The organism is Agrobacterium sp. (assembly GCF_059499945.1).
In genome coordinates, this window is record NZ_JCABZP010000001.1 from 151,257 (window position 1) to 173,727 (window position 22,471).

General features: G+C 59.9%; 24 protein-coding genes. 17 read left to right on the forward strand and 7 right to left on the reverse strand.

What is annotated here, in order from left to right; all coding sequences use genetic code 11:
* Nucleotides 1-12: 12 nt before the first annotated feature.
* Genes AC5I5B_RS00695 through AC5I5B_RS00710 form a run of 4 tightly spaced genes read left to right on the forward strand, consistent with a single transcriptional unit; the run spans nucleotide 13 to nucleotide 4,733 of the window.
* Complete coding sequence (locus AC5I5B_RS00695) at nucleotides 13-1,077, forward strand: LacI family DNA-binding transcriptional regulator (RefSeq protein WP_003508175.1); 1,065 nt, start codon at nucleotides 13-15, stop codon at nucleotides 1,075-1,077.
* Nucleotides 1,070-2,947 carry a DUF2264 domain-containing protein gene (locus AC5I5B_RS00700; protein ID WP_495752195.1) on the forward strand — a complete coding sequence of 626 codons (1,878 nt, stop codon included), beginning with the start codon at nucleotides 1,070-1,072 and terminating at the stop codon, nucleotides 2,945-2,947. The genes AC5I5B_RS00695 and AC5I5B_RS00700 overlap by 8 nt, the downstream gene beginning before the upstream one ends.
* Nucleotides 2,944-3,960 (forward strand): hydroxyacid dehydrogenase, encoded by a 1,017-nt coding sequence (locus AC5I5B_RS00705; RefSeq protein ID WP_080864971.1) that lies wholly within the window; start codon nucleotides 2,944-2,946, stop codon nucleotides 3,958-3,960. Before AC5I5B_RS00700 ends, AC5I5B_RS00705 begins: the two co-directional genes overlap by 4 nt.
* A complete protein-coding gene (locus AC5I5B_RS00710) occupies nucleotides 3,957-4,733 on the forward strand; it encodes a sugar phosphate isomerase/epimerase family protein (protein ID WP_495752196.1) in 777 nt (258 codons plus the stop codon). The genes AC5I5B_RS00705 and AC5I5B_RS00710 overlap by 4 nt, the downstream gene beginning before the upstream one ends.
* A gap of 138 nt (nucleotides 4,734-4,871) precedes the next feature.
* Here the strand turns inward: AC5I5B_RS00710 and AC5I5B_RS00715 are convergent, their stop codons facing one another.
* From AC5I5B_RS00715 to AC5I5B_RS00730, 4 genes are all read right to left on the reverse strand, one after another.
* On the reverse strand, nucleotides 4,872-5,945 hold the full coding sequence (locus AC5I5B_RS00715; RefSeq protein ID WP_080866727.1) for an ABC transporter ATP-binding protein: 1,074 nt from the start codon (nucleotides 5,943-5,945) through the stop codon (nucleotides 4,872-4,874).
* An 86-nt stretch (nucleotides 5,946-6,031) separates the two neighbouring features.
* Nucleotides 6,032-6,907 carry a carbohydrate ABC transporter permease gene (locus AC5I5B_RS00720; RefSeq protein ID WP_020810285.1) on the reverse strand — a complete coding sequence of 292 codons (876 nt, stop codon included), beginning with the start codon at nucleotides 6,905-6,907 and terminating at the stop codon, nucleotides 6,032-6,034.
* The gene (locus AC5I5B_RS00725; protein ID WP_020810284.1) at nucleotides 6,900-7,853 is read right to left on the reverse strand and encodes a carbohydrate ABC transporter permease; all 954 of its coding nucleotides are present in this window, start codon (nucleotides 7,851-7,853) and stop codon (nucleotides 6,900-6,902) included. The genes AC5I5B_RS00720 and AC5I5B_RS00725 overlap by 8 nt, the downstream gene beginning before the upstream one ends.
* Before the next feature lie 6 nt (nucleotides 7,854-7,859).
* Entirely contained in the window at nucleotides 7,860-9,149 is a 1,290-nt protein-coding gene (locus AC5I5B_RS00730) for an ABC transporter substrate-binding protein (protein WP_026372436.1), read from the reverse strand.
* A gap of 117 nt (nucleotides 9,150-9,266) precedes the next feature.
* Between AC5I5B_RS00730 and AC5I5B_RS00735 the strand changes: the two genes are divergently transcribed.
* The 12 genes from AC5I5B_RS00735 (at nucleotide 9,267) to AC5I5B_RS00790 (ending at nucleotide 17,628) form a co-directional block, all read left to right on the forward strand.
* Complete coding sequence (locus tag AC5I5B_RS00735; protein ID WP_003508154.1) at nucleotides 9,267-9,977, forward strand: TetR/AcrR family transcriptional regulator; 711 nt, start codon at nucleotides 9,267-9,269, stop codon at nucleotides 9,975-9,977.
* Nucleotides 9,978-10,222: 245 nt separating this feature from the next.
* The gene (locus AC5I5B_RS00740; protein ID WP_020811350.1) at nucleotides 10,223-11,365 is read left to right on the forward strand and encodes a Gfo/Idh/MocA family protein; all 1,143 of its coding nucleotides are present in this window, start codon (nucleotides 10,223-10,225) and stop codon (nucleotides 11,363-11,365) included.
* Between the two features lie 10 nt (nucleotides 11,366-11,375).
* Nucleotides 11,376-12,539 (forward strand): DUF993 family protein, encoded by a 1,164-nt coding sequence (locus AC5I5B_RS00745; protein WP_112958724.1) that lies wholly within the window; start codon nucleotides 11,376-11,378, stop codon nucleotides 12,537-12,539.
* A gap of 24 nt (nucleotides 12,540-12,563) precedes the next feature.
* Nucleotides 12,564-13,385: a sugar phosphate isomerase/epimerase family protein gene (locus AC5I5B_RS00750; RefSeq protein ID WP_003508150.1), complete on the forward strand. Its 822-nt coding sequence runs from the start codon at nucleotides 12,564-12,566 to the stop codon at nucleotides 13,383-13,385.
* 19 nt (nucleotides 13,386-13,404) lie between these two features.
* Nucleotides 13,405-14,640, forward strand: coding sequence for a Gfo/Idh/MocA family protein (locus AC5I5B_RS00755; RefSeq protein WP_003508149.1), 1,236 nt, complete (start codon nucleotides 13,405-13,407; stop codon nucleotides 14,638-14,640).
* Between the two features lie 337 nt (nucleotides 14,641-14,977).
* On the forward strand, nucleotides 14,978-15,148 hold the full coding sequence (locus AC5I5B_RS00760; protein ID WP_003508147.1) for a hypothetical protein: 171 nt from the start codon (nucleotides 14,978-14,980) through the stop codon (nucleotides 15,146-15,148).
* Between the two features lie 281 nt (nucleotides 15,149-15,429).
* Nucleotides 15,430-15,639 carry a cold-shock protein gene (locus tag AC5I5B_RS00765; protein ID WP_003508146.1) on the forward strand — a complete coding sequence of 70 codons (210 nt, stop codon included), beginning with the start codon at nucleotides 15,430-15,432 and terminating at the stop codon, nucleotides 15,637-15,639.
* 10 nt (nucleotides 15,640-15,649) lie between these two features.
* On the forward strand, nucleotides 15,650-16,039 hold the full coding sequence (locus tag AC5I5B_RS00770; protein ID WP_236775588.1) for a cold-shock protein: 390 nt from the start codon (nucleotides 15,650-15,652) through the stop codon (nucleotides 16,037-16,039).
* A gap of 28 nt (nucleotides 16,040-16,067) precedes the next feature.
* A complete protein-coding gene (gene rpsU, locus AC5I5B_RS00775) occupies nucleotides 16,068-16,304 on the forward strand; it encodes a 30S ribosomal protein S21 (protein ID WP_020810479.1) in 237 nt (78 codons plus the stop codon).
* Nucleotides 16,305-16,339: 35 nt separating this feature from the next.
* Entirely contained in the window at nucleotides 16,340-16,555 is a 216-nt protein-coding gene (locus tag AC5I5B_RS00780) for a hypothetical protein (protein ID WP_003508141.1), read from the forward strand.
* 96 nt (nucleotides 16,556-16,651) lie between these two features.
* Entirely contained in the window at nucleotides 16,652-16,792 is a 141-nt protein-coding gene (locus AC5I5B_RS00785) for a hypothetical protein (protein ID WP_003508140.1), read from the forward strand.
* A gap of 548 nt (nucleotides 16,793-17,340) precedes the next feature.
* Nucleotides 17,341-17,628 (forward strand): hypothetical protein, encoded by a 288-nt coding sequence (locus AC5I5B_RS00790; protein ID WP_035213201.1) that lies wholly within the window; start codon nucleotides 17,341-17,343, stop codon nucleotides 17,626-17,628.
* Nucleotides 17,629-18,008: 380 nt separating this feature from the next.
* On the opposite strand, the gene AC5I5B_RS00795 is transcribed toward AC5I5B_RS00790, so the two are convergent.
* Nucleotides 18,009-19,106 (reverse strand): acyltransferase family protein, encoded by a 1,098-nt coding sequence (locus AC5I5B_RS00795; protein ID WP_112958747.1) that lies wholly within the window; start codon nucleotides 19,104-19,106, stop codon nucleotides 18,009-18,011.
* A gap of 310 nt (nucleotides 19,107-19,416) precedes the next feature.
* Between AC5I5B_RS00795 and AC5I5B_RS00800 the strand changes: the two genes are divergently transcribed.
* On the forward strand, nucleotides 19,417-19,653 hold the full coding sequence (locus AC5I5B_RS00800) for an acyl carrier protein (protein ID WP_020810476.1): 237 nt from the start codon (nucleotides 19,417-19,419) through the stop codon (nucleotides 19,651-19,653).
* A gap of 13 nt (nucleotides 19,654-19,666) precedes the next feature.
* On the opposite strand, the gene AC5I5B_RS00805 is transcribed toward AC5I5B_RS00800, so the two are convergent.
* Both AC5I5B_RS00805 and pglA read right to left on the reverse strand, forming a co-directional pair.
* Nucleotides 19,667-20,803 (reverse strand): glycoside hydrolase family 88/105 protein, encoded by a 1,137-nt coding sequence (locus AC5I5B_RS00805; RefSeq protein ID WP_112958748.1) that lies wholly within the window; start codon nucleotides 20,801-20,803, stop codon nucleotides 19,667-19,669.
* Between the two features lie 8 nt (nucleotides 20,804-20,811).
* Nucleotides 20,812-22,365 carry a polygalacturonase PglA gene (gene pglA, locus AC5I5B_RS00810; protein WP_112958749.1) on the reverse strand — a complete coding sequence of 518 codons (1,554 nt, stop codon included), beginning with the start codon at nucleotides 22,363-22,365 and terminating at the stop codon, nucleotides 20,812-20,814.
* Nucleotides 22,366-22,471: the final 106 nt, after the last annotated feature.

The window sequence follows — 22,471 nt, forward strand, 5'->3', positions numbered from 1 at the left end:
GCAGGAGGCGATATGAACGATACGCCCGACATCAGCCGCCCGCGCCAGTCGGATATCGCCCAGCGCGCCGGCGTTTCCATCAGCACCGTTTCGCGGGTTCTCGCAGGGGAAAAGGGTATCAGCGCATCCATCCAGACCAAGGTTCTGGGGGTGGCGGCGGAGCTTGGTTATCCATTGCGGCCGGTCACGACCCAGACCGGGGGCGTGCCGCTGGAGGGCAAGAAAATCCTTGCGCTCATGTCCGCCGAAAGGGCGACCGGCGATATCGGCGCTTTTTATCACGATATTTTCGACATGCTGCGCAGCCTTGCCCAGACGGATGGCTTCGAACTTGATATCAGGCTTCTGCATCAGAAGCAGATCGACGACGCCCTGACCCAGCGGGTCTGCGAGGTGGACGGTCTTCTCGCCATCGGTCTCGATCCCGAGGACGAAATCATCCACCGCATCACGCAGGGTGTGCTGCAACCGGTTCTGGTCAACAGCGCCGATCCCTCGATGATGCTGGATTGCGTCTCGCCTTCCAATTTTTACGGCGGCGCGCTGGCGGCGCGGCGGCTTCTGGAACTCGGCCATCGCAAGGTCGCCTATATCGGCCCGCATCATCGCCACACCATAAGGGAGCGTATGCGCGGCTTTCGCCATACGATCCTCGAGGAAGAGGGCGCGACCTATGAGGAGTTTCTGCTTTCGACGGCGGATAGCGGTTTCGGACAGGCAGGCGATGCGGTTCGTCAGCTATTGGCCAAAAACCCTGAACTCACCGGCATTTTCTGCATGAATGACGCGATTGCGCTGGGTGCGCTTGGGGCGGCGCAGGAGCTTGGGCTCGGCGTGCCGGATGATCTTTCCATCATCGGCTTCGACGACCTGCCCTTTGCCGAACTCTCCACGCCCCGTCTCAGCACAATCCGGGTCGATCGTCGCGAAATCGCCCGTGAGGCGGTGGAACTGATGCGCCGCCGGCTGACGGAACCTTCCGCCAATGCCCGCCAGGTGCAGCTTGGCGTGCAGCTCGTGGAAGGACAGACGGCCGGCAAGGCGAAAAAGACGGGAAAGGCCACACGCGATGCATGACACCATGACCAAGGTAAATATGGCCAGGTTTAATCCGCTGCACGGCAATCCGCTCAAAAGCCGCGCCGATGTCCGGCGGGCGCTGGATGACAGTTTCGCGCCGCTTCTTGCCTATTTTTCGCCGGGCGGCGCGAGAGTGACGCTCAGCGGGGCCGCCGCGCATTTCGACCGGGCGGCGGCGGATCTGGAAGGTTTCGCCCGGCCGCTCTGGGGCATCGCCCCGCTTGCGCTCAGCGGCGATCATTTCGACCATTGGCCGCTTCTGGCGCAGGGAATAGCCAACGGCACCGATCCCTCCCATCCCGAATATTGGGGTAACGTGCGCCAGAAGGACCAGCGGTTGGTGGAGCTTGCCGCAATCGGGTTTGCGCTGCGGCTTGCGCCTCAACACCTGTGGGAACCGCTGTCCGAGGTGCAGAAAGACAATGTGCGCCGTTATCTGCTGACGGCGCGCGAACGCAATTACGCCGATAATAACTGGAAGTTTTTCCGGGTGATGGTCGATATGGCCCTTGATCATCTCGGCATCGATTTCGACCGCAGCCTGACCGAGACATTCCAGAAGGAACTGGACGAGTTTTATATCGCTGACGGCTGGTATCGCGATGGCAACTACCGCCGCATCGATCACTACATCGCCTTCGCCATGCATTTTTACGGCCTGATCTACGCGAAGCTCAGCAAGCCTGATGATGCCTATGCCGAACGCTACCGCGAGCGCGCTCGCCTCTTCGCTGGCGATTTCGCCAGCTGGTTCGATGAGGATGGCGGCACACTCGCCTTCGGGCGCTCCATGACCTATCGTTTCGCCTGCGGCGGCTTCTGGGCAGGTCTGGCCTTTGCCGATGAGGAGGCGCTGCCCTGGGGCGAGATCAAGGGGCTTTATCTGCAGCATCTGCGCTGGTGGGCGAAAAAGCCGATTGCCGACCGCGACGGCGTGCTCTCCATCGGCTATGCCTATCCGCAGCTCACCATGTCTGAGAGCTATAATTCGGCGGGCTCGCCCTATTGGGCCTTCAAGGCCTTTCTGCCGCTGGCCCTGCCAAAAAACCACCCCTTCTGGCTGGCGGAGGAAAAGCAGCCTGAAACATCCGCAAACCCAAAGCCGCTCGCGCATCCCGGCATGGTGATGATGCGGGCGACAGGCAATGTCACGGCGCTTTCCAGCGGCCAGGAAAACCTTTCCATGCGCGGTGGGCCGGAAAAATATGCCAAATTCGCCTATTCCTCGCGTTATGGTTTCGGCGTGGAAGTGGATGAGCGCGGCTTCCGCACCAATGGTTTCGACAATATGCTGGCCTTTTCCGAAGACGGCCTGCATTACCGCGTGCGTGAGACCAACGAAAAGGTTCTGCTGGCGGGAGAAAGCCTGCGGGCGACATGGAAGCCGTTCCCCGATGTCGACGTTGAAACCACGCTGGTTGCGGCCGGTGACTGGCATGTCAGGCTGCACCGGATCAGGTCGACCGGCCTCCTTTCGGTGACCGAAGGCGGCTTCGCCATCAACCGCAACGACGGCGACCGTGATGCCGTGAGCGAAGAGGCGGGCCGGGCGACAGCCGATTGCGGCGCCGACATATCCGCCATCATCGATCTCGGCTCCAGCATAATCCGTCACGGCGTGGCGCTGAAGGCGCTGCCCAACACCAATCTCATCAACGCCAAGACCACGGTGCCGCAATTGCGGGGCGAGATTCCGGCGGGCGAAACCCTGCTTGCCTGCGCGGTCTTTGCGGGGGTGGCCGGGCCAGAAAGCGAAAAAGCGCTGGCGACAGTTCCGGCACTTCCGGATATGGGGGCGCTCGACCGCCTGTTTGCGGAACAGGGTGTTCCGGTCAGCAGCATGGCGGCCACGGGAGAGCCGCAATGACGAGCCCGCTTCCGCGTCTCAGCCTCGCCATGGACCCGGAGCGAACCCAGCATGTGCTGACACCGCAGGCGTTCGAAAGGCTGTCACAGAGCGTCGAGATTCTCGATGCAGGGCGAATCTGCGATTTCCACGCCGCTTCAGTAAAGGAGCAGCTGGCGCGGACGGATATTCTTCTGACCGGCTGGGGCTGTCCGGATATCGGCGCGCGGGAACTGGCGCTGATGCCGCGTCTCAGGCTGATTTCCCATGCCGCCGGCACGGTCAAATATTTCCTGTCGCAAGCGGTGTTCGATCGCGGCATTACCGTGTGCAGCGCGGCGGAGGCGAATGCGCAGCCGGTCGCCGAATTTTCGCTGGCAATGATCCTGCTGGCCGGCAAGCGCACTTTCGGCTTCCGACGTCTTTATCTGGAGCATCGCGACCGCGCACCTGTCGAGCGATTGCAGGCGCAGGCCATCGGCAATCTCGGCCTGACGGTCGGCATCGTCGGCGCATCGCGCATCGGACGCCGCGTCATCAATCTGTTGCAACCGTTCGATCTCAACCTCATCCTTTTTGATCCGCTCCTGAGCGTAGCGGAGGCGGAAAAGCTAGGTGTGCGTCTTGTCTCGCTCGAGGAACTGATGGCGGTGAGTGATGTCATCTCCCTGCATGCGCCCTCCCTGCCGCAGACACGGCATATGATCGGCGCGGCAGCGCTTGCCCGCATGAAGGACGGCGCAACCCTGATCAACACGGCGCGCGGCGCACTGGTGGATGAAGACGCGCTTCTGGCCGAACTGAAAACCGGACGCATCGAAGCCGTCATCGACGTCACCGACCCGGAAGTGCCGCCACCGGAGTCACCCTTTTACAGCCTGCCGAACGTCTTTCTGACGCCGCATATCGCCGGCGCCACCGGCCTTGAACGTGCAAGGCTCGGCGACATGGCGATTGCCGAAATCGAACGCTTCTGCCGCGCAGCGCCATTGCAACAGCAGGTGCGGCCGGAACATCTGGAACTGATCGCATGAGAATGTTTGAGCCGGGCCTCTGCTCCGTCACCTTCCGCTCCCTGTCGGTGCAGGCCGTCATCGACCTTGCCGCCGCAAATGGCATCAGGGCAATCGAATGGGGCGCGGATATCCATGTGCCGTCAGGCGACCTTGCCAATGCAAGGGATGTGGCGGCGCGGACGGCGAAAGCGGGCCTCGTCGTCTCTTCCTACGGCTCCTACATTTTCGCACCCGATTTTTCGCCCAAGGACATGACCGCCGTGCTGGAAACAGCAAAGGCGCTCGGCGCCGGCCATATCCGCATCTGGCCGGGCCATCGCAAACGCCCCTCAGCGGATTATTCGCCCTCGGAGCGCCGCGCGGCAACGGAGGCGCTGGCGTCAATCGCCCGCCGGACGGAAGACTATGGCATGACGATCGGCCTCGAATATCACCCCAATTCGCTGACCGACACCCTGCCCTCGGCCCTGCAACTGGCGCAGGATCTGGCCGCACCCAACCTTTTCTTCTACTGGCAACCCGCACCCGGCCTGCCGCTGGACGATGCACTTGCGGAAATATCCGCACTCGGCTCGCGCATCTGCCATCTTCACGTCTTCGCCTGGCTTGCCGACGCCAACCGCCTGCCGCTTGCCGAGCGCACGGACTACTGGCGGGCCTGCATTGATGCGCTGCCGGAAAGCGCTTGGGAAAAGACGGGCTATGCGATGCTGGAATTCGTCAAAGGTGACGACGTCGGGCAGTTTTCGGCAGATGCGGTGATGCTGCGGCGAATTCTTGCCGGTTCGTAGAACCGCTTTTTCCCTTATCGAAAACCAATGCGGCGAACTAAAAACTCGCTGTCCGTCACAGAGCGTCCTGCGGCCCTCATCCCTGTGCCCGTCACAGGAATGAGGGGAGGGTTTGCCTCCCCCATCCGGTTCTGCACCTTATATCCGCCGCCCATCCGCCCCGAACACATGCGTCTTCGAAAGATCAAAGGCAAAGGGAATTGTCTCGCCGATGCGGATTTGGCGCTGGCCGTCCAGCAGCACAGTGGCGGGCTGGCCGTCGGGGGTGTTGGTGTAAACCACCGTCGAGCCGCCGAGATGTTCCACGAGCTGGATAGAAGCTTCGCCGAGCGAGGATTGCGCCTGCGGGTTCACATGTTCGGGACGCACACCGAAGGTGAGCGGCTCGCCCTGCGCAGCCGCGACGGGCTTTTCCAGCACGATGCGCTGGCCGGCCACCTCGATGGTGCGGTTGGAACTGTCCCCTGCAGCCACTTTTGCGGAGAGGAAATTCATTTTCGGCGAACCGATGAAACCTGCCACGAACTGGTTGGCCGGATTGTTGTAGAGATCGAGCGGGCGGCCGACCTGCATGATGCGGCCGTCACGCAGCACCACGATCTTGTCGGCCATGGTCATGGCCTCCACCTGGTCATGCGTCACATAGATCATGGTACTGCCCAGCGTCTGGTGCAGCTTGGCGATTTCGACGCGCATCTGCACGCGCAGTTCGGCATCGAGGTTGGACAAAGGCTCGTCGAAGAGGAAGATTTTCGGCTCGCGCACGATGGCGCGGCCGATGGCCACACGCTGGCGCTGACCGCCCGAAAGTGCCTTCGGCTTGCGCTGCAACAGCGGGCCGATCTGCAGGATATCGGCGGCCTTCTGCACCCGCGCCTCGACTTCCGGTTTCTTGTAGCCTGCCGTTTCGAGACCGAAGGCGAGGTTCTTGTAGACGCTCATATGCGGATAGAGCGCATAGGACTGGAAGACCATGGCGATGCCGCGCTTGGAGGCGGCTGTTTCGTTGACCCTTTCGCCGTCGATACGAAGATCACCTTCCGAGATTTCCTCCAGACCGGCGATCATGCGCAGAAGCGTGGACTTGCCGCAGCCCGAGGGGCCGACGAAGACGGTGAACTCACCCGGCTCGATCTTGAGGTCGATGCCGTGAACGACCGGAAAGGCGCCGAACCGCTTGACGATTTTTTCCAGAGTAATGCTGCTTGCCATGCTGTTTCTCCCGACTGCCGCGCCGCATTCAGGGCGGCAGCGACAGTGTTGATTGTCTTAAAATGCGTTCCCGATCTCGGTTCCGTTCAGCGTTTCATGCCCGTGGTGGCGATGCCTTCGATGAGCAGCCTCTGGAAGAACAGGAAGAACAGGAAGACCGGCACCAGTGACAGGTTGGACATGGCGAAAAGCGAGGTCCAATCCGAGCTGCCGGTGGAATCCACGAAGGATCGGAGACCGAGCTGCACGGTGTAGGTATTGATGTCGTTCAGATAGATCAGCGGCCCGAAGAAATCGTCCCAGGTCCAGATGAAGGAAAAGATGGCGGCGGTGGCCAGCACCGGCAGCGACAAAGGCAGCATGATCTTCCAGTAGATGCGGAAGGGTGAGCAACCGTCCATGACAGCCGCCTCATCCAGCTCACGCGGGATGCCACGGAAGAACTGCACCATCAGGAAAATGAAGAAGGCATCCGTCGCCAGATATTTCGGCACGATCAGCGGCAGCGAGGTGTTCACCCAGCCCATTTCCAGAAACAGGATATATTGCGGGATGAGCACGACGTGATAGGGCAGCATAAGCGTGCCGAGCATAAGCGCGAACCAGAAATTGCGCCCGCCGAAGCGGAGGCGGGCGAAAGCGAAGGCGGCAAGCGAGCAGCCGACGACATTACCGATGGTGGCGAGTATCGATATGAAGAAGGAGTTCCAGAAGAACTGCCCGAAGCTCACCTGCAGCCCCGTCCAGCCGCGAATATAACCGCCGAAATCGACCGCCGAGGGGATGAGCGAGGAAGAGCCGAACAGCTCGTCCTGCGGCCGGAAGGAACCTGATATCATCCACAGGATCGGATAGAGCATCGCGAAGGACGCGATGATCAGAGCCGTGTGGAGCATCACCGATTTCAGCGGTGAACGTTGCGGGCCTTGTCCCGGCCGGGGGGCGGTAACAGCATCAGTCATCGTAGTGCACCCAGTATTTCGCGCTGAGGAACGAGAAGGCCGTGAACAGCGAGATGATGATCACCAAAATCCAGGCAAGCGCCGAGGCATAACCCATGCGGAAGAAACCGAAGGCTTCCTGGTAGAGATAAAGCGTATAAAACAGCGTCGAGTTGATCGGCCCGCCGGTGCCTTCGGAAATGATGAAGGCGGGGGTGAAGGCCTTGAAGGCGTCGATCGTCTGGATGACCGCGTTAAAGAAGATGACAGGCGTCAAAAGCGGCAGCGTAATGCGGAAGAATTGCCGCACCTTGCTCGCACCGTCGATTTCGGCGGCCTCGTACATATCCTGCGGGATTTGTCTCAGACCCGCGAGGAAGATGATCATCGGAGAACCGAACTGCCAGACGGACAGGATGACCAGCGTGTAGATCGAGTAATCCGGATTGGAAATCCAGCTCGGCCCTTCATAACCGAAAGCCTGCCACAGGATCATGTTGACGAGACCGTCAGAGGCGAAAAGCTGGCGCCAGAGCACGGCAATAGCGACGCTGGAACCGAGCAGCGACGGCAGATAGAAGATCGCCCGATAAAGCGTCAGGCCCTTGATGCCGCGATTGAAGGCGAGCGCCACCAGAAGCGCGAAGATCAGCTTCAGCGGCACCGACAGCAGCACATAGGTAAAGGTGACCTGCATGGCGGCGGCGAATTTGGGGTCGGCCGTGGCGATGCGCACGTAATTTGCCGCCCCCACCCAGTCCGGCGACTGCAACAGGTCGTAATTGGTGAAAGACAGATAAAGCGACGCGAGCGCCGGACCGAGGGTGAGGCCGAAGAAGCCAATCAGCCAGGGCAGGAGAAACAGGTAGGCGTGAATGTTGCGGTCGAAAATCCGCTTCACACCGCCCCGTTTCGGGAGAGCCGCGCCACGGCTCTCCTCTACAAGAGTTTCAGATCGAAAGGCCATAAACCATCACTTCCGTTTGATAACGGTTTCGGATTCCTTGACGAGGCGGTCGCCGCCCTCTTCCGGCGTGACCTTGCCGAAACCGATTTCCTCCGCCGTGCGTTTGAGGACGAAGGCGAATTCGCCCGCGCCCGGAGGCGGTGCCGGCGGCAGTTCGCCGACACCGGGGGTAATCTCGGCGATATAGTCCACCATGATCTTGCTGACCTCGTCGAGCTTGCTGCTCAGCTGGTTGCGCATGGATTCCGATGCCGGAACGCCGCGCTCGACACCGAGAATGTCGATACCCTGCGGTTCGGCAACGAGAAAATTGATGAAGCCGACCGCCTGCTCGATGCCGGCGCTGCCGTTTGCGACACTGATGAGCATGGAAGGTTTGAGGTAATGGCCGGAAGGGCCATCCTTCGTGCTCTTCGGATAGGAGCTTATGGCAAGCTTGGACTTGTTGAGCTTCTGATAACCGACGAACTGGTTGGAATGGGCAAATGCGGTTGCCGCCTTGCCCGTCGTCAGCGGGTTCGTTTCGATGTTGAGCTGGTCAAGTGCCTGCACATCGGCGGGCACACAGGCGCCGCTCTTGCGCAGATCCGCCCACAGGGTGAACCACTTGGTCGCATCGGTCGGATCAAAGCCAATGCCGCCATCCTGCGTGTAGAGCGACTTGCCGTTCTGGCGCAGCCAGTTTTCAAAGCTCGGCTCCACGCCGCTGGCGTCGGCCGTCGCGTAATAACCGGGCTTCGGCTTGTTCTTGCTGAGCTTGGCGGCGTTTTCGGCAAACTCTTCCCAGGTCTGGCCGATCGCTGGCGGCGTTGCGCCTGATTTCTCCCAGGCTGCCTTATCGAAGAAGACAGCGCTGGAATTGACACCGAGATTGATGCCGTAGAGCTTGCCATCGACCCGGCCGGAATCGATGTTCATCTTGCCGAAATCTTCGATCTTCAGGCCCTTGCCGATATAGTCATCCAGCGGCGCCAGCGCGCCGCGGCGGCCATATTCGAAGATGTAGCGATAATCCATCTGGATCAGGTCAGGCGCATTGCGGCCGGCAACCTGCGTTGCAAGGCGCGGCCAGTAATCGCTCCAGCCCGCGAATTCACCGGCAATGTCGAGATCCGGCTTGACCTGCTTATAAGCTGCTATCGCCTTGTTGGTGCGATCGGCGCGCTCCTGCGAACCCCACCACAACATGCGAAGGCGCGCGGCCTGAGCCTGCGCCGAACCCCCTCCCAATGTTGCAAGCGACAGGGCCGCAAGCCCTGCTGAAAGCACGCCTCTCCTGTGAAGCATCATGGGCATTGGCAACTCCTCCCTATTGACTGCCAATTGATGATGAACGTAAACGACACTTGCCGTTTTATAACTAATTGGTTACATGGGAACACTGATCGCAAACATTGTCAAGCGGGTGCTGAAATGGAAGAAACGACAAAAAACCAGCCGTCCGATCCGGCCCCCGATCCGGCCATGGAGAATACACCGTCGCCCAAGCGCAAACGCGCGACGACACAGGTGCGAAACCCGGAAAGAACGCGCGCCGCCATTCTCGAAGCCGCCCGTCGCGAGGTGGCCGCCAAGGGGCTGGCGGGGGCTCGAATCGATGTCGTCGCCCGGCGCGCCGGCACCAACAAGCGGATGATCTACCATTATTTCGGCGACAAGGATGCGCTTTATCTCGCCGTTCTGGAGGATGCCTATCGCCATATCCGCCACACCGAAAGACGGCTTGACCTGACCCGCAAGGCCCCGTCGGAGGGCTTGCGCGAGCTTGCGCTTTTCACCTGGCACTACTTCCTCGACCATCCCGAATTCCTGAGTATCCTCGCCACGGAAAACCTCAATAAAGCCCGATATCTCAGGCAATCTCCGACGATTGCGGCGATGCATTCGAATTTTATTTCAGAACTCGAGGACGTGCTGCGGCGAGGCAGCGACGCGGGCGAATTTCGTGATGGCCTCGATCCGATCGACGTCTATCTGACCATCGCTTCGCTCGGCGCTTTTTATCTTTCGAACCGGTTCACGCTGTCGACGATCTTCCAGCGCGACCTCACCGATCCGGCCGAGCTGGAACGCTGGGGCCAGCACATCGTCGATACCCTGCTTGCTGCAGTGCGGCCGGTCTGAGCCGGCCGAACCGAATTCCTCTTTAACAACAGCGACGACGCGCCATTCGCATCCGCGAAGCGCGTCGTTTTCTTTTGCGGCGCGGTGGCGATACGTAAACGCGACAGTTCGCACAAGACGAATTTTTCCTGTCGAAAACACCTTGACAGATCGCATCCTTCACGACCACAAATAACCAAATGGTTACAAATTTCCATGTTTGACAGAAGCGGCTTTCGGGAAAAGGCCGCCTTGGGAGGAAATTCATGAAACGTATCGGCGTCATCATGCACGGCATCACCGGCCGCATGGGTTACAACCAGCATCTCGTGCGCTCCGTTCTCGCCATTCGAGATCAGGGCGGTGTGCTTTTGAAGAACGGTGAAAGGGTCATGCTCGACCCCATTCTGGTCGGCCGCAATGGCGCGAAGATCGAGGAAATCGCCAAAAAGCACAATGTCGCGCGCTGGACGACCGACATCGACGCTGCCCTCGCAAACCCCGATGACACACTGTTCTTCGATGCCGGCACGACGCAGATGCGCGGCAGCCTGCTGGAGAAAGCCATCAAGGCCGGCAAGAACGTCTATTGCGAAAAACCCATTTCTGACACGATGGAAGAGGCATTGGCCATCGCCCGGCTCGCCGAAAGCGCCGGCATCAAACATGGCGTGGTGCAGGACAAGCTGTTCCTGCCGGGCCTGCGCAAGCTCGCCATGCTGCGCGACAGCGGCTTTTTCGGCAAAATCCTCTCCGTGCGCGGCGAATTCGGCTACTGGGTTTTTGAAGGCGACTGGCAACCGGCGCAGCGGCCCTCCTGGAATTACCGCCTGAAAGATGGCGGCGGCATCATTCTCGATATGCTGTGCCACTGGCGTTATGTGCTCGACAATCTGTTCGGACCGGTGAAATCCGTAAGCTGCCTCGGCGCCACCCATATTCCGGAACGTTTCGATGAGCAGGGCCGCGCTTATGTGGCGGATGCTGACGACGCCGCTTATGCGACCTTCGAGTTGGAAGGCGGCGCCATTGCCCATATCAACTCCTCATGGGCGGTGCGGGTGCGCCGCGACGACCTCGTCACCTTCCAGGTGGACGGCACCCATGGTTCGGCGGTGGCGGGCCTGACCAAATGCTTTACCCAGCACCGCACCAATACGCCGAAGCCGGTGTGGAACCCGGACCAGCCGCAGACCATCGATTTCTACAAGACCTGGCAGGAGGTGCCGGACAATGTCGTCTACGATAACGGCTTTAAGGCGCAGTGGGAAATGTTCGTGCGCCACCTCGTCGACAATGATCCGTGGCCCTATGGCCTCATGGAAGGAGTGAAGGGCGTGCAGCTTGCCGAACTTGGGCTGAGATCGTGGAAGGAACGCCGCTGGCTCGACGTTCCCGCCCTTTCCTGAGGAGGCTGATGTGAGCGAGCTCAAGCTTCCGAAAGACGACCGCAGCATCGAGGTCTACAAACTCTCAGGCACGCCGTTCGCCGTTGAAAAACGAAGTGCTGCGGATTTCAACCGCGTCGCTTTCGCCGCCGCCCATGTGGTGGCCGATCCGCTTGCCGATAATGATCCGTGGCTCACGCCCGCCATCGACTGGGACGCCACGCTGCGCTTCCGTCACCGCCTGTGGGACCTCGGTCTCGGTGTCGCCGAGGCGATGGATACGGCGCAGCGCGGCATGGGGCTGGCGTGGCCGCAGGCGCAGGAACTCATCTCCCGTTCGCTGAAGGAAGCCGCCAGCCGCAAGGATGCGCTGATTGCCTGCGGGGTGGGCACCGACCATCTCAATGGCAGTGGTTACGACCTCAACAAGATTGTCGACTCTTACCTCGAACAGCTTGATTTTGTTCAGGGAGAAGGTGGACGCGTGATCCTGATGGCCAGCCGTGCGCTGGCCGCTGCCGCCCGCTCGCCGGATGATTATCTGAGGGCTTATGCCAGGGTTCTCTCCCGTGTGGAAGGAAAAGTGGTGATCCACTGGCTGGGCGAAATGTTCGACCCGGCGCTGGAGGGCTATTGGGGTTCGGGCGACCATATGACGGCCATGGAAACCTGCCTTGCCATGATCGAGGAGAATGCCGACAAGATCGACGGCATCAAGATTTCGCTTCTTTCCAAGGAAAAGGAAATCGTCATGCGCCGTCGCCTGCCGGCTGGCGTGCGCATGTATACCGGCGACGATTTCAACTATGCCGAACTGATCGCCGGCGACGAACAGGGCCATTCGGATGCGCTGCTCGGCATTTTCGACGCCATTGCGCCGGCCGCCTCCAAAGCGCTGGCCAGCCTGAAGCGTGGCGCGGACAATGAATTCTTCGACATTCTGGAGCCGACGGTGGCGCTTTCGCGTCATATCTTCAAGGCCCCGACCCGCTTCTACAAGACCGGTGTAGTGTTTCTCGCCTACCTCAACGGGTTACAGGACCATTTCACCATGGTTGGCGGCCAGGAAAGCACCCGCTCCACGCAGCATTTCACCGAGCTTTTCCGGCTGGCGGACAAGGCCAATGTGCTTGCAGAGCCGGATCTGGCGACGCAGCGCATGAACGCGTTTCTCGCCGTCCGGGGTATCAGCTGAAACAGAATGAGGGGAGATACCGACATGAGCCTTGAAGGCCTTTCCATCAATTTCGCCACCGTGCGGCAGGGTGGCGATTTCGGCGCTATTGTCGATGCCTGCCTTGCGCACGGCATCACCGCCATCTCGCCCTGGCGCGAGCAGGTGCACGGTGTCGGGCTTGCCGAAGCCGCCCGCATCGTCGAACGGAACGGGCTGCGTCTCAGCGGCCATTGCCGTGGCGGCTTTTTCCCCGCCCACGATGCCGAAGGCCGCCGCATCGCCATCGAAGACAATAAACGCGCCGTCGATGAAGCCGCCGCGATGAAAGCCGATTGCCTTGTGCTTGTCGTGGGCGGCCTGCCCGCCGGCTCGCGCGATCTGAAAGGTGCGCGGCAGATGGTGGAAGACGGCATGGCCGAACTGCTCCCCTATGCCCGCGCCGCCGGCGTCCCGCTGGCCATCGAACCGCTGCATCCCTTCTATGCCGCCGACCGCGCCTGCTTCAACACGCTGAAACAGTCGCTCGATCTCTGCGACAGGTTAGGGTCGGGAACAGGCGTTGCGATCGATGTCTACCACGTCTGGTGGGACCCTGAACTGGAGGAGCAAGTGGCGCGTGCGGGAAGGAACGGGCAAATTCTGGCGCATCACATCTGCGACTGGCTGGTGCCTACCACCGATCCGCTCAATGATCGCGGCATGATGGGCGACGGCGTGATTGACCTTAAGGCATTTCGCGCCATGATCGAGGCCGCCGGCTTCCATGGCCCGCAGGAAGTGGAAATCTTTTCGCATCGCTGGCAGGCGCGGCCGGTGGACGAGGTCCTCGCCACCGTGGTGGAGCGTTTCAAGACTGTTTGTTGATATATCCGGGAGAGAGCAAATGCCTGAAAAGGTGAAACGCAAACGCTATGCGCTGGTCGGCACCGGCAATCGCGGCACCACCATGTGGGGCCGCGAATTGCTGGCCGGCTGGAGCGACTATGTCGAACTGGTCGGCATTTGCGACCTGAACCTGATGCGCGCCGAACGCGCCCGCGCCATGATGGGATCAAGCGCGCCGCTTTACGACGATTTCGACCGGATGATGGAAGAGCAGCGCCCGGAACTCGTCATCGTCTGCACGCCTGACGATACTCACGACGACATCATCATCCGCGCGCTGGAAGGCGGGGCCGATGTCATCAGCGAAAAGCCCATGACCACCACCCCGGAAAAGATTGACCGTATTCGCGCCGCGGAGGCGAAAAGCGGCCGCCGTGTGGATGTCTCCTTCAACTATCGTTTTTCTCCCACCGCCGCACGCATCAAGGAGCTGATCGATGAGGGTGCAATCGGCACCGTCACCTCGGTCGATTTTCACTGGTATCTCGATAACCAGCACGGCGCGGATTATTTCCGCCGCTGGCACGCCTTCACCGAACATTCCGGCAGCCTGTTCGTGCACAAGGCCACGCACCATTTCGATCTTCTGAACTGGTATCTCGATTCCGACCCCGTGGAGGTAAAGGGGTTCGGACAGTTGCTGCATTATGGCAAGAACGGCCCGTTCCGGGGAACGCGCTGTCGCACCTGTCCACACAAAAACGAGTGCGATTATTTCATGGATCTGGGCGCCGATCCTTTCCTCGATGCTCTCTATGAGGACCCTTCGGCGGTGGACGGCTATATGCGCGATGCCTGCGTCTTCCGCGAGGAAATCGACATTCCCGACACCATGAGCGCCTCGATCCGCTATGCCAGCGGCGTGCAGGTCTCCTATTCGCTCAACACCTATATGCCGATCGAGGGCCACCATATTGCCTTCAACGGCCATAAAGGCCGTATCGAAATGCGCCAATATGAAAAGCAGCCCTGGACGGAGCCGCCGGCCGACGAAATCCTGCTGGTGAAAAGCTTCGGCGGCGGTGTTGAACGCATATGGGTGCCGCATGAGCCAGGCGGCCACTATGGCGGCGACAACCGCATGCGAGACATGATCTTCAAGCCGGGCTCGAACGACCGGCTGCGGCAGCGGGCGGGTTCACGCGCCGGCGCGATGTCCGTTCTGACAGGCGTGGCCGCGCTGAAAAGCGCCCGTGAGGGCGGCACAGCGGCGGTGAAATCGCTGCCAGTTTAGCCGCGACAGCCTGCGGCCTCGTCGACAGATGGGCCGCAGACGGCAATTACCAAAAAAGAACGGACGATATTCCGCAGATTACGCGCTTCTTCCCTGCCGATAAAATGATCGCCGGGGGAAGAAAGAGTGAGTCATGTCCAGTTTTGAATCCTTCGTTCCGCTCATCATCATCGGCGTCAGCCTCGTCGTATTCTTCAAATGGGTGGGGCGAGATATGAACCGGGAAGAGAAAAAACCGCGTTCCCGCCGCTGATGGCGGAAAAACGCGCCCGCGCGGCGTGGAGGCGGAACCAGTACCTTTTCTCCGGCGTTTTCCCTGCAAGAAGGAGGACGCAATATGACGAAGAAAAAGAAATCGAAAACCGTTGAAAAAGGGCCTTCCAGCCCGAACGACATTCCCCCCGCCGGCCCGCATGCCAAACCCTCCCTCACCGACTATGACAAGACGCCGGGCGCGGGCAGCCTGCCGGATGACCGTGAGAAAGACGTGTCTCCCGGCGCGGGTTGATGCGCACGGGACGGAGGGCCGCGCCAAGCCCGAAGGACTCTGCGGCGATCGGGAAATAGTGTCCTGAACCAGATACTTACCCGCTGGGCAGTGGCTCGCCGGTGCTTTTTTGTTCTCCGCCCATTGCAAAATCAAAAATTGAGCCTATATTTTGGATATCGACCATTGCTTGTGACGTCGTTCTGGAACAGACTGTTCCCCGTCGGATTTCCTCTCAAATAATCGATCTTATCCCGCAAGGTATCGCGGGAACCACAACGATTCTACGAAAGGAAATCGTTATGAACACTGGTACTGTAAAGTGGTTCAACGCCACCAAGGGCTTCGGCTTCATTCAGCCTGACAACGGCGGCACGGACGTTTTCGTTCACATTTCCGCTGTTGAGCGCGCTGGCATGCGTTCGCTGAACGACGGCCAGAAGATCAGCTACGAGATCGTCCAGGACCGTCGGTCCGGCAAGAGCTCGGCTGACAACCTTCAGGCAGCTTGATATTCGTCATTTGACCACGCAGACCACGGATGTACTGGCTGCAGGTTTAAGTGATTGTGAGAGGTCGGGTCAAAGCCCGGCCTTTTGTTTTTGGGCCATGGAGGTCCTCATGCGTAAAAATCCCTACCGATGCGGCGATGCCATATTCTTGAAGCCAGGCGTGCTGGGCAACAACCAGCCCGACGGTCCTGGCAGGGTCGTATCGATCCTGCCCGAAGCGCAGGGAACTGTACGCTACAGGGTGCGTTTCCAGCATGAAAATTTCGAGCGCAACATCGCACTCGATGAAATAAGTGCGCCCACCTCGGCGCCATCGCCGTCGCGCAACAGCGAAAGCCCATCGGCGCGCGAAACGGGATCGAGCTGGATCAATCCGGACAGGATTAAAATCAGAAAATAGCAGCTGCGGCTGCATAAAGGAGATATTCGTGCAGGTACTCGTTCGAGACAATAATATAGAGCAGGCCCTTCGCGTTCTGAAAAAGAGAATGCAGCGTGAGGGCATTTTCCGCGAGATGCGGGCCCGGCAGTCCTATGAAAAGCCCTCGGAAAAGCGCGTCCGCGAAGAAGCAGAGGCCGTGCGCCGCCACCGCAAGCTGGCGAAGAAAAAAATGCAGCGCGAAGGGCTGTTGCCCGCCCCCAAAAAGGTTGCCCGCCCCCGCTAGCCGTTCGATACTGCTCTTCCGTAAAGGAGAATGCCATGGCTGCGACAAAAGAAGCTTTTTTCAAACCCGGCAAACTATCCGCGCAGGACAAGGCGTCACTGACGGATAGCGCCGCAAAGCAGATCATAAACGCCGAGGCCGCTCAGCGCGCCCGCAAAACGGAACGCCTTCGCCAGCTTCGCGAAGCCCAGGAAGCGACGATCATAACCGACACGCCCGTTTCCGCAAAAAAACGATCCGGCAAGAAATAGCCGGACGGGATTTCCAGCATCGACGATCGAACGGGTCTTGAACGGATTATCTCATACCCGCTCAAGGCCCCATCAATCCAACAGGAGGAGGACACCATGGCCAAGGGTCAATTGCGCAGTAACAAGGAAGTCCGAAAACCGAAGAAGGACAAGACGGCGAAAGTGGCTGCAGCGCCGCCAGCCGGTTCGCAGGTCAAGTTCGCAAATGCCACGACAGCGGACGGCAAAAAGAAGTAGTGCGACGCGCAGCCGGCAAGCCACGACGAATAAAAACATCGCGATAGGCGCCGGACTTGTTTTGGCCACATTGCCAGTTTAAATAGCTCTCATGGCAACTGCTGGTGAGCGCGAATGAAATCGATGTTCGCAGTTGTTTTAGTCGCTTCAGACTTTTGACCACGGATGTACTGGCACTGGTGTTGAGAGCGATATGAGGAAGGTCGGTGCAATATTGCCCCGGCCTTTTTTGTTGCCTGCGGCAGCGAATGCTGCATCTTCCCTGCGGTAACGGAATTAACTTGCCTATTCCCCATAAACGGCGCACGCTTCTTCATCGGTAATTAAAGGGCGTTGCCACCGTCAGGCCTGCTGCATTTCCAGCCCTGTCCCGCCTGCTGACCACCAGGGAAGCGATTCGGAATTCACGCGACATGCATGACGCCACGGGCCGGCAACGGTTTCCCTGGCGCTGCCCGCGTCTCAAGGCGTTGAAGCGTCCTCGCACCATCTCCGGATGGCAGCGCGACGCTCCGGCTTTTGTGAACCTCACAAGAAAGGAGGACGCCATGTCTTCCGCATATGAAAATTGCATCATCACATCGCAGGACCTCAAAATGCTCCAGTCCGTGCTGGAAGGTCTCGGTTATGATCGCCACACCATGGATGACGAAATCATTCTCTACAACAATGCCGCCCGCAAGGTGATCCAGCTCTTTCAGGATGGCTTGACCGACCCCGCCGATATCTCGGAGGAAATGCTGTTTCTGTTCGGGGTTCACAAACATGAACGCGTAAGACCGTGGAGACCGCTGCCGCGTTATGCCATCCAGGGTCTGCCGCCTCTTTACCGGTGATGCTGTTGCCGCCCTTTTCGTGGCAACCACGCGAATCGGCCTTCAAAATCACCGATGAAAATAACGGCTTGGCAAAAGCCATATATCAGGCAACACTGAAATTGAGCGTCCCGCGCGCGATCAGGCGCATCCGGGAAGCTTGGGTATGGAATGTGCATCAGGTGAGTTGCGGGACCATGACCGGCCTGCGCCGGGTCCCGACTGTCCCCATGCCGGTAAGTTTTGCGTCTGCGTGGAGGTGAGTATGACGTATGACTGGAGCGGCCGCAAAATGCGCCGCATGCGAGCGGCGAAACTGACGATCATCAGCCTCGTCGCAGCTTTCGTGCTGACAGCCCCGATTTTCGCCCATTATTGAGGTTCGCAGCCGCAAGGCAGGATCATACCGGCTGGCGGATTTCACTCCGCTTTCTCAACCGGTTCTTCAACCATTTCTGAACGGGCTGGTCATAATAAACCGTCAGCCACCATGACAGGCACGTCGTGGCGATGAGAAAAACAATGCCCGCCGGCAGAGCGAGATTTTCCCTGTGCCCCGCCGGGATCAGAAACTCCGTCCAGGCCAGAAGCGGAATATGCAGCACATAGACCGCATAGGACGCCGTGCCGAGAAACACCGACACCATTCCCACCCCGCGCCCCGGAACCGTCTTGCTGGCCACGAATAGCAGCAGCGGCCAGACAAACAGGACAACCGCAAGATCGAAGAACGGCCGAAGCTCGCGCGACATGGGCACAGCCAGAATGAAACAGACCAGCAGAAGGCAAAGCGCCGCCTGAAAGGGTTTCAACTGCGGTACGCGATTGCGGAAACGGTAAATCAGCACGCCGGCAAAAAACGAGAAGAACACCCGGCCCATGCCTGCATACATTTCGTGCCAGCGAAACCCCGCATGCAAACGGCCGAACTCGGCGGCCGCCACCATCAGCACAAGCGCGCTGACGGTGAGCACCACAGCGGTCTGTCTCATCGTGGCCCGAACACCCCAGCGGGCATAAAACGCATTCACCACCAGTTCGTTGAAAAGCGACCATGCAGGGCTGACGAGAAACAACGCGCCGTTCAGGGTCAACGTGAAGGGCGCCGGCAAAAACAGCAGCCCCGTGAAAAGGGCAAAAGCGAGCTCGCCGGGATCGACCAGACGATGCAGATCGTCGATCGGCGTCGGCACGCCCAGCACGTAGAGGCAGATGAAATAAGCCGCCATCAACGCCAGCGCCAGCGCATAAAGAGGGTAAAGACGCGCAAAGCGCGCCTTCAAAAAAAAGCCCGGTGTAATCGCCCCTTCGCTCAGCTTCCGGCTATAGGCATGCGCCAACACGAAACCGCTGAGCGCAAAGAACAAATCCACGGCGAGATAGCTCGAAGCCGTGCTTTTCCCGAACAGATCCTCGGCATGGCGGTGGACGATGAAAAGGGCAGCCACTCCCCTTATGCCGTCGAGTAATATGAAGCGTTCCGGGGACGACTGGACCATGGCGTGAGGCTCGGTGTGGCTGGTGGATTTAAAAGTTCACAAGCAACGAGCTTTAGCGCGTAGCGGTTTGCCGCTGCCAGTCACAAACTGGTTAACGTGGCAAACATCCCGTATTATTATAGGGTACTAAAGGGTGATCGACACCCTTTCGCGGCTGCGAAAGGCGTGCTACGTCCGGATGTCATCGATCTTTTGACCCTTTGACTCTGCGGCCTGTCCTTTTGAATTCAGCTTGATTTCACTTGGATATCTTCGGCGCAAATTCAGATCGGGCGGGTTCGGCGGCAAACAACTTTCTCGGAGTCTCACCATGTCCACCATTGCAGAACGTATCAGAAAAATCATCGTGGACCAGCTTGGCGCCGACCCCGCCAATGTGGTGGACGATGCCAATTTTGCTGACGATCTCGGTGCGGATTCCCTGGAGACGGTTCAGATCGTCATGGAAATCGAGGAGGAATTCGGAGTGGAAATTCCAGATTCCGCCGCAAGCACGATCCTGACCGTCGGCGACGCCATCCGTTTCATCGAAAAAAACAAGGCGTGACCGACGGGGGAATTTACCCCGCAGATGACGCCGCTGAAACAGCCTGCGCCTGCGGCTTGGCCAGAAGCAGGCTTTCGGCATAGGCCATCATCAACGGCCCGACACCCTTGGCATCATCGGACACCACCGGTTCGGTCAGATAATATTCCGGCGTTCCATCGCGATAATTGCCCTCGAAGCCGCCAAGGCCCGCGACATGCACGATGCCGGTGAGGCGCATCACGCCCTCTTCATCGGCTTTCAGCCGGGTTTCCAGAAGCGCCTCAAGCGCGCGTCGACCCGCCGAAACGGCGGCATTCGCCTCTTCGCCCTGCACAAGCTTCAGTCGCACTGCGTGCAGCAAGGCATAGGCAAACATCGCCGAGGCGGATGTTTCCTCATAATTGCCCGCAAGGCCCGGATTGTCGAGAACCTGCATCCAGAGGCCCGTCTTAGTCTGCCGTGCGATGATGCCCGCCAGAAGACGCCGTGTGCTCTCCCGAAGCTCCGCCGTCGCTCCATCCTCAGGCAGGATGGTCAGTGCGTCCACCAGCGCCATGGCGAGCCAGCCCACCGCGCGCGCCCAGATGGCGGGAGACTTGCCGCTCTGAGGATCGGCCCAGCGCTGGCTGCGGCTCTCGTCGTAACCATGGGCATAAAGCCCGCCACTATCCGCCGTGGCCGCGAGCGCCGCTGAAAACTGCCGCAGCGCATCGTCGATCAGTTCTGTTCGGCCCGTCGCCTGCGCATATTCGATCTGGAAAGGGAGCCCCATATAAAGCCCGTCCAGCCAGACCTGGTGCGGGTAACGCTTCTTGTGCCAGTAATTCCCGGAGGCAATACGCGGATGGCTGCGGAGTTGTCCCGCCAGATGTTCCGCCGCAGCGAGGTAACGCGGATCATCCGTTTCCACCGCAAGGGGAAAGAGAATGCGGCCGGCGAGAATATGGTCGATATTATATTCCTGCGGATCGTAACCGGCGAGCGTTCCGTCAGCCGCTATCTGTGCATCGGCCAGACGGTGCAGATGGTCATTCCAGCGCGCCTCTCCGGTCGCCTCGAACAGCTGCTGCAAGCCGCGATAGACACATCCATCCTCATAACACCAGCTTCCGCCCTTGTAGTAACGATAGCGGCTCGAGAATTGATCAAAATATTCATTGGCTTTCATGGAGTTTCTCAATCGAAATCTGACACAATGGAAACGGAAGCGTCGCTCAGCAGGGCGGGATTATCGCAGACTATATGCGCCTGCTCGAAAACAATCGCCTCATGGCGCATGGGGCGCACCCGGTCGGCCATGATCGGCGGCGTTGCGATGGCCGACAGATCGCGCGAGACGATGGTGACGTTGCGGATGGTGACGTTGCGGATGGGCGCTTCGGCAAGACCGAGAAAAGCGCCGGCAGCATGGGAGAGATTGCGGATTTCCACGTCCTCCACGGTAATGCCGTCGATAAAGGGAGTACCGCTATCGACCGGCGCCGGGTTTCGCGACTGCACCCAGTCATCATGTCCGTCGGCGTCGCAATGGTAGTGAGCATTGGCGGAAAGCGCGGTCTTCACGCCATCCAGCAGCACCCGGCGCATGGCGATGTTGCTGACGGTGCCGCCCCGCCCGCGCCGTGTCTTGAGGCGCAGGCCGCGATCCGTGCCGATCATGTCGCAATCCTCAACCGCCACGTCATGCACGCCGCCGGACATTTCCGAACCGATCACCAGCCCGCCATGGCCGTGCTCCATCAGGCAATGACCTACACGCACGCCGCGTGTTTCCGCAAGATGATCGTCCTCGCCGTCAGGGCCTCGCTTTCCCGCCTTCACCGCGATGCAATCGTCTCCGACGGAGAAGCGCACGCCTGATATCGTGACGTTGCGGCAGCTTTCTGGATTGAAACCATCGGTGTTCGGGCTGTCATGCGGCGCGACGATGCTGAGACCGGCGGCGATCATCTCTTCACAGCCCTGCGGATGGATCGTCCATGAGGCGGCGTTTCGGATGGTGAAACCGAGCAGATTTGTCTTCCGGCAGGAGACGAGGTGAAGGCCGCGCGGTCGGCGCGCGCCATCGCGGGTTTCTTTCGGCCAGCTCCACCAGTCGCCCGCGTCGCCGGAGCCATCGAGAATGCCCCTGCCCTCGATGACGAGTTTATCTGCCCCGATGGCATGAACCGGCGCGGCAAAACAGGCATCCGGTAATCCTTCCCAGCTGCCCAGCATGCGGCCGGCCTCATCGTGTGCGGGCAATATCGGCCAACCCTTGCGGGTGGAGGGTGCGCGCAGCACGGCTCCCTGCGCAAGGTGAAAGGTCATGTTGCTTTTGAGGCGCACGGGAAAGGCGGTCCAGACACCGGCTGCAAGCCGCAACGCGCCGCCCTGCGGCACGGCGGCAATCGCCCTTTCCAGCACCTGCGCATTGGCGCGCACACCCTCTTCATCATCGAGCGCGACATCCGGCGTCAGGGGAAATGCCGCAGCCTCCACAAGCCCGGCACAGGGAGAAGTTCTGAACTCCAGCCTTCCGAACCCTTCCGCTTTAAAGATATAGCGCGTATCCGGGGATAGATCATGCAGCAGCGTCACGACGGTCGCGGTTTCGCCGCTCCGTTCGTCGCCATCCGGCGACGTCAGACGCCATTCCGTTCTGGACGGAAGGAAATATCGAGCGCCGGGCGCGGCAAGGCAAAGCGCTGCCGTTCGCGCCGAAGACGCGATGACAAGGGGTTCGTTCATGCTCTCTTCTCGTCTTTCGTGAATGGCCGGCCAAACCCTTGGCGGACATGCTTCATATCATCCGGCGGCCGGATAAAGGGCCCGCCACTATCCAGAGGCGGCGGGC

What these genes read in the sequence shown, in the direction of transcription:
- AC5I5B_RS00695 (WP_003508175.1), top strand. Translation starts at nt 13, where the DNA reads ATGAACGATACGCCCGACATCAGCCGCCCGCGCCAGTCGGATATCGCC.
- AC5I5B_RS00700 (WP_495752195.1), top strand. Translation starts at nt 1,070, where the DNA reads ATGCATGACACCATGACCAAGGTAAATATGGCCAGGTTTAATCCGCTG.
- AC5I5B_RS00705 (WP_080864971.1), top strand. Translation starts at nt 2,944, where the DNA reads ATGACGAGCCCGCTTCCGCGTCTCAGCCTCGCCATGGACCCGGAGCGA.
- AC5I5B_RS00710 (WP_495752196.1), top strand. Translation starts at nt 3,957, where the DNA reads ATGAGAATGTTTGAGCCGGGCCTCTGCTCCGTCACCTTCCGCTCCCTG.
- AC5I5B_RS00715 (WP_080866727.1), bottom strand. Translation starts at nt 5,945, where the DNA reads ATGGCAAGCAGCATTACTCTGGAAAAAATCGTCAAGCGGTTCGGCGCC.
- AC5I5B_RS00720 (WP_020810285.1), bottom strand. Translation starts at nt 6,907, where the DNA reads ATGACTGATGCTGTTACCGCCCCCCGGCCGGGACAAGGCCCGCAACGT.
- AC5I5B_RS00725 (WP_020810284.1), bottom strand. Translation starts at nt 7,853, where the DNA reads ATGGCCTTTCGATCTGAAACTCTTGTAGAGGAGAGCCGTGGCGCGGCT.
- AC5I5B_RS00730 (WP_026372436.1), bottom strand. Translation starts at nt 9,149, where the DNA reads ATGCCCATGATGCTTCACAGGAGAGGCGTGCTTTCAGCAGGGCTTGCG.
- AC5I5B_RS00735 (WP_003508154.1), top strand. Translation starts at nt 9,267, where the DNA reads ATGGAAGAAACGACAAAAAACCAGCCGTCCGATCCGGCCCCCGATCCG.
- AC5I5B_RS00740 (WP_020811350.1), top strand. Translation starts at nt 10,223, where the DNA reads ATGAAACGTATCGGCGTCATCATGCACGGCATCACCGGCCGCATGGGT.
- AC5I5B_RS00750 (WP_003508150.1), top strand. Translation starts at nt 12,564, where the DNA reads ATGAGCCTTGAAGGCCTTTCCATCAATTTCGCCACCGTGCGGCAGGGT.
- AC5I5B_RS00755 (WP_003508149.1), top strand. Translation starts at nt 13,405, where the DNA reads ATGCCTGAAAAGGTGAAACGCAAACGCTATGCGCTGGTCGGCACCGGC.
- AC5I5B_RS00760 (WP_003508147.1), top strand. Translation starts at nt 14,978, where the DNA reads ATGACGAAGAAAAAGAAATCGAAAACCGTTGAAAAAGGGCCTTCCAGC.
- AC5I5B_RS00765 (WP_003508146.1), top strand. Translation starts at nt 15,430, where the DNA reads ATGAACACTGGTACTGTAAAGTGGTTCAACGCCACCAAGGGCTTCGGC.
- AC5I5B_RS00780 (WP_003508141.1), top strand. Translation starts at nt 16,340, where the DNA reads ATGGCTGCGACAAAAGAAGCTTTTTTCAAACCCGGCAAACTATCCGCG.
- AC5I5B_RS00785 (WP_003508140.1), top strand. Translation starts at nt 16,652, where the DNA reads ATGGCCAAGGGTCAATTGCGCAGTAACAAGGAAGTCCGAAAACCGAAG.
- AC5I5B_RS00790 (WP_035213201.1), top strand. Translation starts at nt 17,341, where the DNA reads ATGTCTTCCGCATATGAAAATTGCATCATCACATCGCAGGACCTCAAA.
- AC5I5B_RS00795 (WP_112958747.1), bottom strand. Translation starts at nt 19,106, where the DNA reads ATGGTCCAGTCGTCCCCGGAACGCTTCATATTACTCGACGGCATAAGG.
- AC5I5B_RS00800 (WP_020810476.1), top strand. Translation starts at nt 19,417, where the DNA reads ATGTCCACCATTGCAGAACGTATCAGAAAAATCATCGTGGACCAGCTT.
- AC5I5B_RS00805 (WP_112958748.1), bottom strand. Translation starts at nt 20,803, where the DNA reads ATGAAAGCCAATGAATATTTTGATCAATTCTCGAGCCGCTATCGTTAC.
- pglA (WP_112958749.1), bottom strand. Translation starts at nt 22,365, where the DNA reads ATGAACGAACCCCTTGTCATCGCGTCTTCGGCGCGAACGGCAGCGCTT.